This window comes from Nonomuraea turkmeniaca (genome assembly GCF_005889735.1).
In the GTDB taxonomy this organism is placed as follows: Bacteria; Actinomycetota; Actinomycetes; order Streptosporangiales; family Streptosporangiaceae; genus Nonomuraea; species Nonomuraea turkmeniaca.
The window spans coordinates 1-17537 of sequence record NZ_VCKY01000132.1 but is presented as its reverse complement, the minus strand read 5'-3'; the positions used below and the strand labels follow the sequence as shown (position 1 = coordinate 17537).

At 70.7% G+C, this 17537-nt stretch carries 12 protein-coding genes and 1 pseudogene; 11 read left to right on the top strand and 2 right to left on the bottom strand.

Going from position 1 to position 17537, the window contains the following annotated elements; translation table 11 throughout:
* Positions 1–2: 2 nt before the first annotated feature.
* On the bottom strand, positions 3–776 hold the full coding sequence (locus ETD86_RS32255) for an IclR family transcriptional regulator (protein WP_211370458.1): 774 nt from the start codon (positions 774–776) through the stop codon (positions 3–5).
* A 128-nt stretch (positions 777–904) separates the two neighbouring features.
* On the opposite strand from ETD86_RS32255, the gene betA reads away from it, so the two are divergent.
* A complete protein-coding gene (betA, locus tag ETD86_RS32250) occupies positions 905–2542 on the top strand; it encodes a choline dehydrogenase (RefSeq protein ID WP_138670435.1) in 1638 nt (545 codons plus the stop codon).
* Positions 2543–2675: 133 nt separating this feature from the next.
* Here betA and purU read toward each other — a convergent pair whose 3' ends face one another.
* The gene (gene purU / locus ETD86_RS32245) at positions 2676–3527 is read right to left on the bottom strand and encodes a formyltetrahydrofolate deformylase (protein ID WP_138670434.1); all 852 of its coding nucleotides are present in this window, start codon (positions 3525–3527) and stop codon (positions 2676–2678) included.
* Between the two features lie 240 nt (positions 3528–3767).
* On the opposite strand from purU, the gene ETD86_RS32240 reads away from it, so the two are divergent.
* The 10 genes and pseudogenes from ETD86_RS32240 (at position 3768) to ETD86_RS32200 (ending at position 17270) form a co-directional block, all read left to right on the top strand.
* A complete protein-coding gene (locus ETD86_RS32240; RefSeq protein ID WP_138670433.1) occupies positions 3768–5228 on the top strand; it encodes an aldehyde dehydrogenase family protein in 1461 nt (486 codons plus the stop codon).
* Between the two features lie 23 nt (positions 5229–5251).
* A complete protein-coding gene (locus tag ETD86_RS32235) occupies positions 5252–6310 on the top strand; it encodes a quaternary amine ABC transporter ATP-binding protein (protein ID WP_138670432.1) in 1059 nt (352 codons plus the stop codon).
* Positions 6310–8310, top strand: coding sequence for an ABC transporter permease subunit (locus ETD86_RS32230; RefSeq protein WP_138670431.1), 2001 nt, complete (start codon positions 6310–6312; stop codon positions 8308–8310). The genes ETD86_RS32235 and ETD86_RS32230 overlap by 1 nt, the downstream gene beginning before the upstream one ends.
* 43 nt (positions 8311–8353) lie before the next feature.
* Positions 8354–9337: an ABC transporter substrate-binding protein gene (locus tag ETD86_RS32225; protein WP_246148523.1), complete on the top strand. Its 984-nt coding sequence runs from the start codon at positions 8354–8356 to the stop codon at positions 9335–9337.
* Between the two features lie 167 nt (positions 9338–9504).
* Positions 9505–11916, top strand: a complete 2412-nt coding sequence (locus ETD86_RS32220; RefSeq protein ID WP_138670430.1) for a GcvT family protein — start codon at positions 9505–9507, stop codon at positions 11914–11916.
* A 58-nt stretch (positions 11917–11974) separates the two neighbouring features.
* Positions 11975–12418: pseudogene (locus tag ETD86_RS32215) on the top strand (serine hydroxymethyltransferase); the annotation flags it as partial.
* The gene (locus ETD86_RS32210; protein ID WP_138670429.1) at positions 12415–13647 is read left to right on the top strand and encodes a sarcosine oxidase subunit beta family protein; all 1233 of its coding nucleotides are present in this window, start codon (positions 12415–12417) and stop codon (positions 13645–13647) included. The pseudogene ETD86_RS32215 and the gene ETD86_RS32210, both read left to right, overlap by 4 nt.
* Before the next feature lie 11 nt (positions 13648–13658).
* Positions 13659–13937 (top strand): sarcosine oxidase subunit delta, encoded by a 279-nt coding sequence (locus tag ETD86_RS57345; protein ID WP_206641278.1) that lies wholly within the window; start codon positions 13659–13661, stop codon positions 13935–13937.
* Complete coding sequence (locus ETD86_RS32205) at positions 13934–16714, top strand: 2Fe-2S iron-sulfur cluster-binding protein (RefSeq protein ID WP_211370456.1); 2781 nt, start codon at positions 13934–13936, stop codon at positions 16712–16714. The genes ETD86_RS57345 and ETD86_RS32205 overlap by 4 nt, the downstream gene beginning before the upstream one ends.
* Positions 16707–17270 (top strand): sarcosine oxidase subunit gamma, encoded by a 564-nt coding sequence (locus tag ETD86_RS32200; protein WP_138670428.1) that lies wholly within the window; start codon positions 16707–16709, stop codon positions 17268–17270. Before ETD86_RS32205 ends, ETD86_RS32200 begins: the two co-directional genes overlap by 8 nt.
* Positions 17271–17537 lie beyond the last annotated feature (267 nt).

Genomic DNA, 17537 nt, shown 5'->3' with positions numbered 1-17537 from the left:
GGCTAGCCCGCGTAGCCGAGCCGGCCGCTGATCTCGTCGGCGCCGCTGATGAGGACGGAGGCGAGCTCGTGCATACGCTCGGCGGGGAAACGGTAGGCCGGCCCGGAGGCACTGACGGCGGCCACGACGTCACCGTGGTAGGAGCGGATGGGCGCGGCTATGGTGTTCAGCCCGTCCTCCAGCTCCTCCAGGCAGAAGGCATAGCCCGTCTCCCTGATCTCGGCGAGCTGCCTCTCCAGCTCGGCCACGTCGGTGATGGTCCGGTCCGTCAGGGGCTCCAGCGGCCCGTCGGACAGCAGCTTCGCCCGCTGCCTGTCGTCGGCGTGGGCAAGGAGCACCTTGCCGCTGGAGGTGGCGTGGAGTGGGGTGAGCTGGCCGACCCAGTTGTAGGCGGTGACGGCGGACGGGCCGCGTACCTGGTCCAGGTTGACCGCGTAGGAGGAGCGGAGGACCGCGATGTTCACGGTCTCACCGATCTCCTCGGCCAGCCGCTGGCAGACAGGATGGCTGCGCCGGGAGATGTCCATCTGGGTGTTGACGCCTCCGGCCAGGCGGATGATGCCGAAGCCCAGGCGGTATTTACCCCGGTCCTCGGCCTGCTCTACCAGGCCGCGCGCCTCCAGGGCACCGAGCAGGCGGAAGGCGGTCGACTTGTGCACGTCGATCTCGGCGGCCACCTCGCTGACGCCGGCCTCGCCCCGCCGGGAGAGGATCTCCAGCACGCTGATCGCCCGATCGACCGACTGCACGCCCCCACTGCCCGACTCGTTGCCCATAGCGAAACTGTAAGTGCTCTGAGGAACTCACGCGAGCTCGAGTGCCAAAAGATCTCCTGTTGCGAGCAGTGCAACGAAATGCGCATAACGCTACGATTCCGGAAACGCGAGAGCGAGACGAGGCAAACATGACGTCACAGCAGTATGACTTCGTCATCGTCGGAGGCGGCTCGGCCGGCTGCGCCCTGGCCAACCGGCTCTCCGCGGATCCTGCCACCCGGGTGCTGGTGCTCGAAGCGGGCCGGCCCGACTACCCCTGGGACGTCTTCATCCACATGCCGGCGGCGCTCCCCTTCCCGATCGGCAACCGCTTCTACGACTGGCAGTACGAGTCCGAGCCCGAGCCCCACATGAACGGCCGCCGGATCTATCACGCGCGCGGGAAGGTGCTGGGCGGTTCCAGCAGCATCAACGGCATGATCTTCCAGCGCGGCAACCCGCTCGACTACGAGCGCTGGGGCGCGGATCCCGGGATGAAGACCTGGGACTACGCCCACTGCCTGCCGTACTTCAAGCGCATGGAGAACTGCCTGGCCGACCCCGGCACCCCCTGGCGCGGCCACGAGGGACCGCTGGCGCTGGAGCGGGGGCCGTCGAGCACGCCCCTCTACACGGCCTTCTTCCAGGCGGTGCAGCAGGCCGGCCACCCGCTCACCGATGACGTCAACGGCTACCGCCAGGAGGGTTTCGCCCGCTTCGACCGCAACATCCGGCGGGGCCGCCGGCTCAGCGCGGCCCGGGCGTACCTGCACCCGGTGATGAAGCGGCCGAACCTCACGGTGAAGACGCGGGCGTTCGTGACGCGGATCCTCTTCGAGGGCAAGCGGGCCGTCGGTGTCGAAGTCGACGGCGGGAGGGTGCGCGCGGGAGAGGTCATCCTGTGCGGCGGCGCGATCAACTCGCCGCAGCTGCTCCAGCTGTCCGGGATCGGCAACGCCGAGGAGCTGGGCGCCCTCGGCATCGACGTCGTGCACCACCTGCCGGGCGTGGGCGAGAACCTGCAGGACCACCTGGAGGTCTACATCCAGCACGGGTGCGACAAGCCCGTCTCGATGCAGCCGAACCTGCAGAAGTGGCGCCATCCGTGGATCGGCGCCCAGTGGCTGTTCCTGCGCAAGGGGCCGGGCGCGACCAACCACTTCGAGGCCGGCGGCTTCGTCCGCAGCAACGACGACGTCGACTACCCCAACCTCATGTTCCACTTCCTGCCGATCGCGGTGCGCTACGACGGCTCCGCGCCCGCGGGCGGGCACGGCTACCAGGTGCACGTCGGGCCCATGTACTCCGACGCCCGCGGCTCCGTGAAGATCAAGAGCACCGACCCGCGGCGCCATCCCGCCCTGCGCTTCAACTACCTGTCCACCGACCAGGACCGGCGCGAGTGGGTGGAGGCCATCAGGGTGGCTCGCGACATCCTCGGGCAGCCCGCGCTCGCCGCGTACAGCACCGGCGAGCTGTCACCCGGACCCTCCGTGGAGACCGACGAGGAGATCCTGGACTGGGTGGCCAAGGACGGCGAGACGGCGCTGCACCCGTCCTGCACGGCCCGGATGGGCGTGGACGAGATGTCCGTGCTCGATCCTGAGAGCATGCGCGTGCACGGCGTGGACGGGCTGCGGGTGGTCGACGCCTCGGCCATGCCGTACGTGACGAACGGCAACATCTACGCGCCGGTCATGATGCTGGCGGAGAAGGCGGCCGACCTGATCCTCGGCAACACCCCGCTCCCGGCGGAGACGACCGAGTTCTACCGGCACCGCTCCTGACCCCGGTATCGCGCACGTCGCGCCGGCCTGCCTGCGTTCCTCCACCCCGCCGCACTCCGGCATGCGTGGAAGACGGCCCACACAACGACGGAGGCGGTGGGGGACTCCCCCACCGCCTCCGGATACCGAAAGATCAGCGGAAGACGACCGTGCGGTCGCCGTTGAGCAGCACCCGCTGCTCGCTGTGCCACTTCACCGCCCTGGCGAGCACCTGGGCCTCGACGTCCCTGCCGACGGCGACCAGGTCGTCGGGGTCGAGTTCGTGGTCCACCCTGGCCACGTCCTGCTCGATGATCGGCCCCTCGTCCAGGTCCGCCGTGACGTAGTGCGCCGTCGCGCCGATGAGCTTCACCCCGCGCTCGTGCGCCTGGTGGTACGGCTTGGCGCCCTTGAACCCCGGCAGGAAGGAGTGGTGGATGTTGATCGCCCGCCCCTCCAGTTGCTTGCACAGGTCGTCCGACAGGATCTGCATGTAGCGGGCGAGCACCACCAGGTCCGCGTCGTACTCGGCGACCAGCTCCAGCACCCTGTTCTCGGCCTCGGCCTTGCCGTCCGGCGTCACGGGCACGTGGTGAAAGGGCACGCCGTAGGAGGCGGCCAGCGGCACGAGGTCCGGGTGGTTGGAGACGACGGCGGGGATCTCGATGTTCAGGCCACCGACCTGGCGGCGGAAGAGCAGGTCGTTCATGCAGTGACCGAACCTCGACACCATGATCAGCATGCGGGTCGGCGTGGCCGCGTCCTTGAGCTGCCAGCCCATCTGGAAGGACTCCGCGACGTAGGCGAAACCTTCGCGCAGCTCCTCCAGCCCGTCCTGGGAGGCGAAGTGCACACGCATGAAGAACCCGCCGCCCTTGCGGTCGTTGAACTGCTTGCTCTGCAGCATGTTCCCGCCGTGCTGGATGAGGAAGCTGCTCACCGCGTAGACGATCCCCGGCTTGTCGGCGCAGGAGACGGTGAGGATGAACTCGCGCCCAGCAGCCATCGCTCCTCCTCAGAAGTTGCGTATTACGCAAATATGTGACTTATACGCAACAGCGTGAACGGAGAGCAGCGGTTCCGTCAAGAGGGAGAAATGGCGCCTGCACAGTGGGCAAAACCCATCACAACACCTGGATTCGGCCAGTGATTCCCCCAAAGGCTTGACGAACGCCCAGCTGCCAGTCAATCCTGTTCCCCAATAAGCACTAGCTTGCGTCATGCGCAACGATCAGGGGTGTGCCGGATGACCGACCTCTACATCGGCGGCACGTGGTCGAGGCCGATCGCCGGTGGGCAGCGGCACATCCATTCACCCGCCGACGGCGGCCTGGTGGCCACGGTGGCGGAGGCCACCGCGGCCGACACCACGCGAGCGATCGAGGCCGCCCGGCACGCCTTCGACGCGGGCCCCTGGCCCGAGACGCCGGCACGCGAGCGGGGCGCGCTCCTCAACAGGGTAGCTGACCTGCTGGAACGCGACCGCGACACCTTCGCGAGGGCTGAGTCGGGCGACACCGGCAAGCGGCTCGTGGAGAGCGAGTACGACGTCGACGACTCCATCTCCTCCCTGCGGTACTTCGCCGGGGTGGCCGGCACCGACGCGGGGCGGGTGATCGACACGGGCCGCGACGACGCCATCAGCCGGATCGTCCACGAACCCGTCGGCGTCTGCGCCCTGATCACGCCGTGGAACTATCCGCTGCTGCAGGCGACGTGGAAGGTCGCCCCGGCACTCGCCGCCGGCAACACGTTCGTGCTCAAGCCCAGCGAGCTCACGCCCAGCACCTCCATCCTGCTGATGCGTGCGCTGGAGGAGGCGGGCCTGCCCGCGGGTGTGGCCAACCTGGTGCTCGGCGCGGGCCCCGAGGCGGGTGCGCCGCTGGCCGAGCACCCGGCCGTGGACCTGGTGTCGTTCACCGGCGGCGTGACCACGGGACGCCGGATCATGGCCGCCGCCGCCTCCACCGTCAAGCGCGTGGCGCTCGAGCTGGGCGGCAAGAACCCCAACATCGTCTTCGCCGACGCCGACGTCGAGACGGCGATCGACTTCGCCCTCACCGCGGTGTTCCTGCACTCGGGCCAGGTCTGCTCGGCCGGCGCCCGCCTCCTCGTCGAGGACTCCCTGCACGACGCCTTCGTGGACGAGGTGGTCCGCCGGGCGGAGCTGATCCGCCTGGGCGGCCCCTTCGACCCGGACGCGCACACCGGCCCGCTGATCTCCGCCGCGCACCTGGCCAAGGTCGAGGATTACGTGGCGGCGGGCCTGGCCGAGGGCGCGGTCCTGCGCTGCGGCGGGCAGCGGATGGCGGGCGACGGCTTCTTCTACCGCCCCACCGTGCTCGACGAGTGCAAGCAGGGCATGCGCGTGGTGCGCGAGGAGTCCTTCGGCCCGGTGCTCACCGTCGAACGTTTCTCCACCGAGGACGAGGCCGTGCGCCTCGCCAACGACACCGAGTACGGCCTGGCCGGCGCGGTCTGGACCCAGGACGCCGGCAAGGCGCAGCGGGTGGCGGGCCGGTTGCGGCACGGAACGGTGTGGATCAACGACTACCACCCTTACGTACCGCAGGCCGAGTGGGGTGGCTTCAAGCAGTCAGGCATCGGCCGTGAGCTCGGGCCCACCGGTCTGGACGAGTACCGCGAGATCAAGCATGTCTGGCAGAACATCCGCCCACGCCCCCAGCGGTGGTTCCCAGCGAACTGACGCCCGACGACCCAGAGGTGGTCATGACCGTACCGTCACTGACCGAACGCACACCGCTCGGCACCGAGACACCCCCCATCCTCGAGGTGAAGGGGCTCTGGAAGGTGTTCGGGCCCAAGGCTGACCGCGTCGTCGGCACCGCTCTCGGCCGCACGGAGCTGAAGGAGCAGACCGGCTGCGTCGCCGCCGTCCGCGACGTCTCCTTCTCGGTGCGACGGGGCGAGGTGTTCGTCGTCATGGGCCTGTCCGGCTCGGGCAAGTCCACCCTGGTCCGCTGCCTCACCAGGCTGATCGAGCCGACGGCCGGCGAGATCCTGCTCGACGGCGACGACGTGCGCAAGGCCGACGAGAAGCGGCTGCGGGAGCTGCGCAGGCACCGCATGGCCATGGTCTTCCAGCACTTCGGGCTGCTGCCGCACCGGTGCGTGCTGGACAACGTCGTCTTCGGGCTGGAGATCCGCGGCGTGCCCAAGCAGGACCGCTACGTCAGGGCGCGCGAAGTCGTCGGGCTGGTGGGTCTGACCGGCTTCGAGAGCTCCTATCCCGACCAGCTCTCCGGGGGCATGCAGCAGCGTGTCGGCCTGGCCCGCGCGCTGGCCGCCGACCCCGAGGTGCTGCTGTTCGACGAGCCGTTCTCCGCGCTCGACCCGCTGATCAGGCGCGAGATGCAGAACGAGGTCATCCGCCTGCACCACGAGGTCGGCAAGACCATGATCTTCATCACCCACGACCTGAGCGAGGCGCTCAAGCTGGGCGACCGCATCCTGATCATGCGCGACGGCGAGCTGGTCCAGGTGGGCACGCCCGACGAGGTCGTGGGCGCGCCGGCCGACGACTACGTCAGGGACTTCGTCAGCGACGTGCCGCGCTCCCACGTGCTGACGCTGCGCTGGATCATGCGCGAGGCGCTGCCGGACGAGCCCCTGGACGGCCCCGAGCTGGGCCCCGACGTGGTCATCCGGGACGCGGTGCACACCGTGATGTCGGCCGACCGGCCGGTCCGCGTGACACAGGACGGCGCCCTCCTCGGCGTGGTCACCAGCGCCGAGATCCTCGAGGTCATCGCGGGAGGGCAGTCCTGATGGCCCCAGTGGTGGGTGCTGTGACGGGGGTGGCCACGCGGCTCCGGGTCCGCGGGCTGCTGATCCTGGCGGTGCTCGCGATCTGGGGGCTGGGATGGGCGTTGCTGAACGGGCGCGACACGCTGGCGCTCGGCGGCGCCGAGCTGACGCCGCTGCACAGCTCGCTCAGCGAGGGCATGGACGCCGTCGACGACAGCAGGAACAGCAACCCGTTCTTCCTCTACTTCATCAACTACATCCGGCTCTTCCTCGACGAGGCCGTGACGTTCGTCCAGGCCCTGATCAGCCAGCCGTCCTTCGGGCGCCCGGTCCCCGTGCTGGGCTGGCTGGGCGTGACGGGCCTGGCGACCGCGATCGCCCTGCTGTACGGCAACAGGAAGGCGGCGCTGCTCACGGCCGCGGGCCTGGTCTCCTTCGGGCTGCTGGGGCTCTGGCAGGAGAGCATGGACACGCTCGCCCTCACGCTCACCGCGGTGGTGTTGTCGCTGGCCGTGGGCATCCCGCTCGGGGTGTGGGCGGGGATGAGCGACCGTTTCCACCGGCTGGTCACCCCGGTGCTGGACTTCATGCAGACGATGCCGACGTTCGTCTATCTGGCACCGCTCACGCTCTTCTTCCTCATCGGCCCGGCCAGCGCCACGGTCGCCACGATGATCTACGCGGTGCCGCCGGCCATCCGCATCACCGCGCACGGCATCCGCCAGGTCTCCCCGGACACCCTCGAAGCAGGCGCCTCGCTGGGCGCCACCACCGCCCAGTCGCTGCGGCACGTGCGGCTGCCGATGGCCAAGCAGACGATCATCGTCGGCGTGAACCAGACCATCATGGCCGCCCTGTCCATGGCCACCATCGCGGCCCTCATCGACGCGCCCGGCCTGGGCAAGACGGTGTTGAAGGCGCTGCAGACCCTGGACGTGGGCACCGCGTTCAACGCGGGCCTGGCCATCGTCATCATGGCGGTGGTGCTGGACCGGGTGACCTCGGCGGCGAGCCGCCGGGTGGAGGCCGAGCGCAGGGCCGGGCGGCTGCTCACCCCCGGACGGCGCCGGCTGCAGGTGGCGGGCGTGCTCGGCGTCACCGCGGTGCTGGGCTATCTGTCGTACACCTACGTGTGGGCGGCGGAGTTCCCGGCACAGGCCAACATCGGCCCCGTCGTGCGCCGCGCCGCCGACGCGGCGAGCGTCTGGGTGCAGGACAGCCTGGTCGGCTTCACCGGCGCGGTCAAGAACCTGCTCACCAACGGGCTCCTCAACCCGTTCGAGTCGCTGCTGACCGGCTCTCCCTGGTGGCTGGTCTTCGCCGTGGCCGTGGCCGTGGCCCTGCTGGTGGGCAACGCACGCGCGGCCCTGGCGACCGCGGCCGGCCTGGCGGTGCTGGTCCTGCTCGGGCTCTGGCAGGACAGCATGGTCACGCTGGCCTCGACCCTGGTCGCGACGATCCTGGTCATGATGCTCGGCGTGGTAGTCGGGGTGTGGATGGGCCGCAGCGACCGGGCCGACACCGTGCTGCGTCCCGTGCTCGACGCCGGCCAGACCATGCCCGCCTTCGTCTACCTGGTGCCGATCCTGGGCCTGTTCGGCCCGACGCGGTTCACCGCGATCATCGCGGCCGTGGTCTTCGCGGCGCCCGTCGCCATCAAGCTGGTGGCCGAGGGCATCAGGCGGGTCTCTCCCACCACCGTCGAGGCCGCCACCTCTGTGGGGGCCAGCACCTGGCAGCTCATCTCCAAGGTGCAACTGCCGATGGCCCGCAGCGGCATGACGCTCGCGGCGAGCCAGGGGCTCATCTACGTCCTCTCGATGGTCGTCGTGGGCGGCCTCGTGGGAGCGGGAGCGCTCGGCTACGACGTCGTGGCCGGATTCTCGCAGCACCAGCTCAGGGGGAAGGGGCTGGCCGCCGGGCTCGCGATCGTCGTGCTCGGCATCGTGCTCGACCGGGTCATGCGCGCCGCCACCGAACGCGCCGACGCGGCCGCTCACGGCGGGCAACCGCACAAGTAACCGACGACGGGCCCTCGGCCCGGGAACCACCAGGAGGACCTAGGTGACGAATTCGAGGAGCGGAAAGATCAGGGTACTCGTGCTCGTAGCCGGCATGGGCCTCCTGCTGAACGCCTGCGCGGGTGCGAAGGTCGGCGAGACGGCCGCGCCCGCCGCCGGCGGCGGCAGCGCCAAGGCGTGCGGGACCCTCAACCTCGCGATCAACCCATGGGTGGGCTACGAGGCCAACGCCGCGGTCATCGGCTACGTGGCCGAGAAGAACCTCGGCTGCAAGGTCGTGAAGAAGGACCTCAAGGAGGAGGTGGCCTGGCAGGGCTTCTCCACCGGCGAGGTCGACGCGGTCGTGGAGAACTGGGGCCACGACGACCTGAAGAAGAAGTACATCGACGACCAGAAGACCGCCGTCTCCGCGGGGCCGACCGGCAACAAGGGCGTCATCGGCTGGTACGTGGCACCGTGGATGGCCGAGAAGTACCCGGACATCACCGACTGGAACAACCTCAACAAGTACGCCTCCCTGTTCAAGACCTCCGAGTCCGGCGGCAAGGGCCAGCTCCTCGACGGTGACCCCTCCTTCGTCACCAACGACGAGGCCCTGGTCAAGAACCTCAAGCTGGACTTCAAGGTGGTCTACGCGGGCAGCGAGACCGCGCTCATCACCGCCTTCCGCCAGTCGCAGAAGCAGCAGACGCCACTCATCGGCTACTTCTACGAGCCGCAGTGGTTCCTGTCGGAGCTCAAGCTGGTCAAGGTCAATCTGCCCGCCTACAAGGACGGATGTGACGCCGACGCGGCCAAGGTGGCCTGTGACTACCCGCCGTACGAGCTCGACAAGATCGTGAGCAAGAAGTTCGCCGACTCAGGGAGTCCCGCGTACGACCTGGTCAAGAACTTCACCTGGACCAACGACGACCAGAACCTCGTGGCGAAGTACATCACCGAGGACAAGATGACCGCCGAGGAGGCGGCCGCCAAGTGGGTGGCCGACAACCCGGACAAGGTCAAGGCCTGGCTCCCCAAGAGCTGACGGCGCCGCGAACCGGCCCGATCGCGCTGCGCGATCGGGCCGGTTCGCATGCGTCCGGAGATACCACCCGAATTAGACAGAACGCCCCTTGACACCCGCAATCCAGCGAGCGACGCTTGTTGCGGAAAGCGCGATTGGTTGCATATGTCGCAACAACGGAGGTGGCTATGACGGGCCCGAGAGTCGTTGTCATCGGGGCCGGCGTGGTCGGCGCGGCACTCGCCGACGAGCTGTCGTCCCGCGGCTGGACCGACGTCACGGTGGTGGACCAGGGAGACGTGCCCGCGACCGGCGGCTCCTCCTCCCACGCGCCGGGTCTGGTGTTCCAGACCAACGGCTCCAAGACGATGACCGAGATGGCCCGCTACACCGTGGAGAAGTTCGTCGAGCTGGACAGCTTCCTCCAGGTGGGTGGCCTGGAGGTGGCCACCACCCCCGAGCGTCTCGCCGAGCTGCACCGCCGCCACGGCTGGGCGGCGGCGTGGGGCCTGGAGGCCCACCTGCTCTCCCCCGCCGAGTGCGTGGCCAGGCATTCGCTCCTGGACCCCGGCAAGGTGCTCGGCGGCCTGTTCGTCCCCACCGACGGGCTGGCCAAGGCGGTCAAGGCGGTCCAGGCGCAGCTCATCAGGGCGATGGAGCGCGGGGTGCGCGTGCTGGCCAGGCACGAGGTCCTGGACGTCAGGACCGAGGGCGACCGGGTCGCCGCGGTGGTCACCGACCACGGTGAGATCCCCGCCGACGTGGTGGTCTGCTGCGCCGGCATCTGGGGACCGCGCGTGGCCAGGATGGTCGGGATGGAGCTGCCGCTCACGCCGCTGGCCCACCAGCTCGCCTGGACAGGGCAGATCCCCGACCTGGCCGGGCAGAGCGAGGAGGCGACCAGGCCGATCCTGCGCCACCAGGACGCCGACCTGTACTACAGGGAGCGGTACGACACACTGGGCATCGGCTACTACGGCCACCGTCCGATGCCGATCAGCTCCGACGACATCCTCTCCGTGGACGCCGCCGAGGTCATGCCGTCGGTGCTGACCTTCACGCCCGACGACTTCGCCGACGCCTGGACCGAGACCCAGAGCCTGCTGCCCTCGACGCAGTCGGCCAAGGTGGAGGAGGGCATCAACGGCCTGTTCTCGTTCACGACCGACAACATGCCGCTGATGGGCGAGTCGCGGGAGGTGAAAGGCTTCTGGGTGGCGGAGGCCGTCTGGGTCACCCACTCCGCCGGTGTCGGCAGAGCCATGGCCGAGTGGCTGGCCGACGGCCACTGCTCCTCCTTCGACCTGCACGAATGCGACGTCAACCGGTTCGAGCCGCACCAGCTCGCCCCTGACTACGTGGTGGACCGCGGCTGCCAGAACTACGTCGAGGTCTACGACATCATTCACCCGCTGCAGCCCATGGAGCACCCGCGCCCGCTGCGGACCAGCCCGTTCCACCCCCGTCAGCAGGACCTCGGCGCGATCTTCCTGGAGGCCTCAGGCTGGGAGCGTCCGCAGTGGTACGGCGCCAACGCCCCGCTGCTCCAGGGCCGCGACATCCCGGCGCCCGGCGACTGGGCCGCGCAGTACTGGTCGCCCATCGTGGGCGCCGAGGCGCAGGCCACCCGGGAGGCCGTCGCGATGTACGACATGACCGCGCTCAAGCGCCTGGAGATCAGCGGCCCCGGCGCCGTGGACTTCCTGCAGTCCCTCGTGACGGGTGACGTGGACAAGTCCGTCGGCTCCGTGACGTACTGCCTGATCCTGGACAGCGACGGCGGGATCCGCAGCGACGTCACCGTGGCCCGACTGGGTCCCGAGCGGTTCCAGCTGGGCGCCAACGGCAACCTCGACCTCGACTGGCTGGACCGGCGGCGGCCGCGCGACGTGCACGTCCGGGACGTCACCGCGGGCACCTGCTGCGTGGGCGTGTGGGGACCGCGCGCCCGCGACCTCGTCCAGCCGCTGACCGGCATCGACCTGACCGCGCTGCGCTACTTCCGCGGCGCCCGCGGCTACATCGGCAACGTGCCGGTCACCATGCTGCGCCTGTCGTACGTGGGCGAGCTGGGCTGGGAGATCTACACCAGCGCCGACCTGGGCCTCAAGCTCTGGGACACGCTGTGGGAGGCCGGGCAGGAGCACGGCGTGATCGCCGGCGGCCGCGGCGCCTTCACCAGCCTGCGCCTGGAGAAGGGCTACCGCTCCTTCGGCACGGACATGACCTTCGAGCACGACCCGTACGAAGCGGGGCTCGGCTTCGCCGTCAAGCTGGACAAGGGCGACTTCGTCGGCCGCGAGGCGCTGCTGGAGCGCAAGGAGTCGGTGCGCCGGAGCTCGCGCCGGCTCACCTGCCTGCTCACCGACGAGGTGGTCATGGGTAAGGAGCCCGTCTACGACGGCGGCGCCGCCGTAGGCTACGTCACCAGCGCGGCCTACGGATACACGATCGGCAGCGGCATCGCCTACGCCTGGTTGCCCGCCTCGCTGGCGAGCCCGGGCCAGGAGGTGAGCATCGGCTACTTCGACCGGACAGTACGCGCCGTCGTTGCCGAGGAGCCGCTCTTCGACCCCACGATGCAGCGGCTGCGCGGTTAGGAAAGGACGTCACATGATCGACACCCCGCTGGACGTGGTGGACCCGGAGGTCCACGCGGCCATCGGCGACGAGCTGGCCCGCCAGCGCTCGACGCTGGAGATGATCGCCTCGGAGACAGGTGTCCTCGCCGACCGGCTGCGCGCGGCCGACGCCGCCGCGGCCGGGGTGAAGGTGCTGACCGGCGGCACCGACGTGCACCTCGTCCTGGTCGACCTGCGCGACTCGGAGCTGGACGGCAAGCAGGCCGAGGACCGGCTGCACGCCGCCGGGATCACGGTGAACAGGAACGCGGTGCCGTTCGACCCGCGCCCGCCGATGGTCACCTCCGGCCTGCGGATCGGCACGCCCGCGCTGGCCACCCCCGGCTTCGGCGCCGACGACTTCCGCGAGGTGGCCGACGTCATCGCGAATGCGCTGGCGCCGGACGCCGACCTGTCGTTCCTGCGTGGCAGGGTCGAGGTCCTGGCCGGCAAGCACCCGCTCTACGGAGAGGTCCGATGAGCCCTCGCACGCCGGGCGCCGACCTGCCCGAGCACCCCGACCGGCTGTGGAGCGCGGCCGAGCCCAAGTCGTCCTACGACGTGGTGATCGTCGGCGCCGGCGGGCACGGCCTGGCCACCGCCTACTACCTGGCCAAGAACCACGGCATCACGAACGTCGCCGTGCTGGAGCGGGGCTGGCTCGCGGGCGGCAACATGGCCCGCAACACCACGATCATCCGCTCCAACTACCTGTGGGACGAGAGCGCCGGCATCTACGAGCACGCGCTGAAGCTGTGGGAGGGGCTGGAGGAGGAGCTGGACTACCCGCTGCTGTTCAGCCAGCGCGGCGTGCTCAACCTCGCGCACAGCCTCCAGGACGTCCGCGACAGCGTCCGGCGGGTGGAGGCCAACAGGCTCAACGGCGTGGACGCCGAATGGCTGGACCCCCAGCAGGTGAAGGAGGTCTGCCCGATCGTCAACGTCTCCCCCGACGTCCGATACCCGGTGCTGGGGGGCACCTTCCAGCCCAGGGCCGGGATCGCCAAGCACGACCACGTCGCGTGGGGCCTGGCCAGGGCCGCGGCGGCGCTCGGCGTCGAGTTCGTCGAGCACTGCGAGGTCACCGGCCTGCGGGTGCGCGACGGCAGGGTGACCGGGGTGGAGACCAGCCGCGGCACGATCATGGCGGGCCGGGTGGCGCTGTGCGCCGCCGGTCACACCTCGGTCGTGGCCGCCACGGCGGGGATCGACCTGCCGCTGCAGAGCCACCCGCTCCAGGCGCTGGTCTCCGAGCTGCTGGAGCCCGTGCACCCCACCGTCGTCATGTCCAACGCCGTGCACGTGTACGTCAGCCAGGCGCACAAGGGCGAGCTGGTCATGGGGGCGGGCATCGACGCGGCCAACTCCTACCGCCAGCGCGGCGCCTTCCACATCATCGAACGGCAGATGGCCGCGGCCCTGGAGTTGTTCCCCGTCTTCGCCCGGGCGCACGTGCTTCGTACCTGGGGCGGCGTGGTGGACGTCACGCCGGACGCCTCGCCGATCATGGGCCTGACCCCGGTCGAGGGCCTCTACCTCAACTGCGGCTGGGGCACCGGCGGCTTCAAGGCGACACCCGGCGTGGGCTGGTGTTTCGCCCAGACCGTGGCCAACGACGAGCCGCACCCGCTCAACGCTCCCTTCTCCCTTGACCGTTTCGTCACCGGGGCGCTCGTCGACGAGCACGGCGCCGCCGCGGTCGCCCACTGAGGAACGCCACGATGCTGCTGATCCCCTGTCCCTGGTGCGGCCCTCGCGACGAGGCCGAGTTCCACTACGGCGGCCAGGCCCACGTCGCCTACCCGGCGGACCCGGGTGCGCTCTCCGACGAGGAGTGGGCCCGCTACCTGTTCTTCCGCGACAACCCCAAGGGGTCGTTCGCCGAGCGGTGGAGCCACTCCGCGGGCTGCCGCCGCTGGTTCAACGCCGTCCGCGACACCGCCACGAACGAGATCCACGCCGTCTACCGGGTGGGCGAGCCCCGGCCGGTGACGCCGTGAGGCGCGAGAGCGGCGGGCGGATCGACCGCACCCGTACGCTCCGCTTCCGCTTCGACGGCCGCGACTACACGGGACACCCCGGCGACACGCTCGCCTCGGCGCTGCTGGCCAACGGCGTGCGCCAGGTGGCCACCAGCGTCAAGCTGGGCCGCCCGCGCGGCATCTTCGCCGCGGGCAGCGAGGAGCCCAGCGCGCTGGTGCAGATCGAGGAGCCGTTCCCCGAACCCATGCTGACCGCGACCACCGTCGAGCTGTACGACGGCCTGGTCGCGAGCGGGCTGCCCGGACAGGGGCGCCTGGCCACCGAGCCCGACCCCGCCCGCTACGACGCCACCCACGCGCACTGCGACGTGCTGGTGGTGGGCGCGGGCCCCGCCGGGCTGGCGGCGGCCAGGGCCGCCGCCCGCACCGGCGCGCGCGTGATCCTCGCTGACGAGCAGCCCGAGCCCGGCGGCCATCTGCTCGGCACCGCCGAGCAGGTGGCGGGACAGCCGGGCACCGAGTGGGCGGCGGCGGTCGCGGCTGAGCTGGCGGGCCTGCCCGAGGTCACGGTGCTGCCGCGGACCACGGTCTTCGGCCACTACGACGACAACCACCTCCTCGCCGTCGAACGGCGCACCAACCACCTCGGCGGCGCGGCGCCCGCCCACGTGGCCAGGGAACGTGTCTGGCGCATCAGGGCGCGACGGGTCGTGCTGGCCACCGGCGCGCACGAGCGGCCGATCGCCTTCGCGGGCAACGACCTGCCGGGAGTGATGCTGGCGGACGCGGCGCGGACCTACGTCAACAGGTACGGCGTGCTGCCCGGCCGCCGCGCGGTGGTGTTCACGACCGGTGACAGCGCCTACGCCGCCGCCATGGACCTCGTCGCAGCGGGCGTGAAGGTGGCGGCCATCGTCGACGTGCGGCCGGCGCCCGGCGCGGGCTGGGCCGATCGGGCGCGCGAGGCCGGAATCGAGGTGCTGGCCGGGCACGTGGTGACGGCCGCCGCCGGGGACGGACAGGTCTCCTCGGTCCTGGCGGGGCCGCACCCGGAGACCGGCGCACCCGCCGTGGGCGAGCGGTCGTTCGACGCCGATCTGCTGCTGGTCTCCGGCGGCTGGAACCCGGTGGTGCACCTGTTCAGCCAGTCGGGCGGGACTCTGCGCTACGACGAGGCGCTCAGCACGCTCGTGCCGGGCGCGTCGCGGCAGGCGGTGGAGGTGGTGGGCGCGGCCAGGGGCGTGTTCACGCTGGCCGGATGCCTGGAGGACGGCGCGACCGGCGGTGGCGCTCCGGCCGCGGCGCAAGCCGCAGGCGAGCCGTACTGGCTGGTCCCCTCGCAGGACTACCGCACGCACTTCGTCGACCTGCAGCGGGACGTGACCGTGGCCGACGTGCTGCGGGCGACCGGTGCTGGGCTGCGCTCGGTCGAGCACGTCAAGCGCTACACCACCGCGGGCACCGCCCACGACCAGGGCAAGACCTCCGGCCTGCTGACCACGGCCGTCATGGCGCACGCGCTGGGCGTCCCGGTGGGCGAGCTGGGTGCCACGACGTTCCGGGCGCCGTACACGCCGGTGAGCTTCGCCGCGCTGGCCGGGCGCGACCGCGGCGCGCTGCACGACCCGGTCCGGGTCACCGCGCTGCACGAGTGGCACGTCGCCCACGGCGCGCTGTTCGAGAACGTCGGCCAGTGGAAGCGGCCGTGGTACTACCCCCGCCCCGGCGAGGACATGGAGGCCGCGGTCCTGCGCGAGTGCCGGGCGGCGCGAGAGGGCGTGGCGGCGATGGACGCCTCCACGCTCGGCAAGATCGACGTGGTCGGGCCGGACGCGGCGGAGCTCCTCGACCGGCTGTACACGAACATGATGAGCACGCTGGCCGTCGGCGCCATCAGGTACGGAGTGATGTGCCGTCCCGACGGCATGGTCGTCGACGACGGCACCGTCATCCGGCTCGCCGAGGACCACTTCCTCGTCACCACCACGACGGGCAACGCCGCGACCGTCCTGGACTGGATGGAGGAGTGGCTGCAGACCGAGTGGCCGTGGCTGCGGGTGCACCTCACCTCGGTCACCGACCAGTGGGCCACGGTGGCGCTCGTCGGGCCTGGGTCGCGTGAGGTCCTGGCCGGGCTCGCCCCCGGCCTGGCCGTCAGCGCGGCCGACTTCCCGTTCATGACCTGGCGGGAGACGGAGGTCGCGGGGATGCCGGCGCGGGTGTGCCGGATCAGCTTCTCCGGTGAGCTGGCCTACGAGATCAACGTGACCTCGTGGGAGGGCCTGGCCCTGTGGGAGGCGCTCATGGACAGCGGGGCCGTCACGCCGTACGGGACCGAGACCATGCACGTGCTGCGGGCCGAGAAGGGCTACCCGATCGTCGGCCAGGACACCGACGGCACGGTCACGCCACAGGACCTGGGCATGTCGTGGGTGGTGTCGAAGAAGAAGGCCGACTTCATCGGCAAGCGCTCGTACGCGCGGGCCGACACGGCGCGCGCGGACCGCAAGCAGCTCGTCGGGCTGCTGCCGGAGGACCCCGGGCGGCTGCTGCCCGAAGGGACGCACCTGGTGGAGCTCTCCAGTCTGCCGGAGCCGCCCGTGCCGATGCTCGGGCACGTGACCTCCAGCTACCGCAGCGCGGCGCTGGGCCGCACGTTCGCTCTGGCGCTGGTCAGCGGCGGGCGGGCACGCGTCGGCGAGCGACTGTACGCTCCGGTCGGCGACGAGCTGGTGCCCGTCACCGTGACCTCTCACGTCCTGTACGACCCGGAAGGAGCGCGCCGCGATGGCTGAGCGCAGGAGTCCGGCCGCGGCCTTCGCCGACCGGTTCGCGACCGCGTCGAAGAGCGGGGCACTGACCCTGGCGGAGATCCCCTTCCTCCGCCAGATCAACGTGCGCGTGGACCCGGAGAGCCCGGCCGCCGCGGACCTCGGGGCGGCGCTCGGAGTCGCGCTGCCCGTCTCGCCGGGCACCGCCGTGCGGTCGGGCGAGGTGACGGTGGCCTGGCAGGGGCCTGACGAGTGGCTGGTGATCGGGCCCGAAGGCTACGAAGCCGAGCCGCTGCGCGCGGCCCTCGGCGACCGGCACGGGTCCGTGGTGGACGTGTCGGCGCAGCGCACCACCCTGCTGGTCGGCGGCCCCAGGGCCCGCGAGGTGCTGGCCCACGGCTGCGCCATCGACCTGCACCCGTCGGTGTTCGGCCCGGGCGCGGTCGCGCAGACCATGCTGGCGCGGGCCCAGGTCGTGCTGCTGCCCCAGCAGGACGGGTTCCTGGTGCTCGTGCGCTCGTCGTTCGCGGTCTACCTGGCCGAGTGGCTGCTGGACGCGGCCACGGAATACGTGACATGAGCATCGGGGTCTTCGACCTGTTCAACCCACCGCGGCGGGAAGGGCGGTGAGCCCTGTTACCCACGGCTAACGCGGTAGAAACACCGGTATCGGGATGCTCCTGCCATGAGTTTCCCCTTGCCCCCTTTCCTCTCCTCTTCCAGGTAGTACGGCTGTGCCGGCCAAGCCCGGGGCACAACCTGAGCGGCGGCGTACGACGCTGGGATCGGTCGTGGCGGCGATCGCGCCGCTGATCATCCTCACGTCCGGCGTCCCGCTGCCCCACCC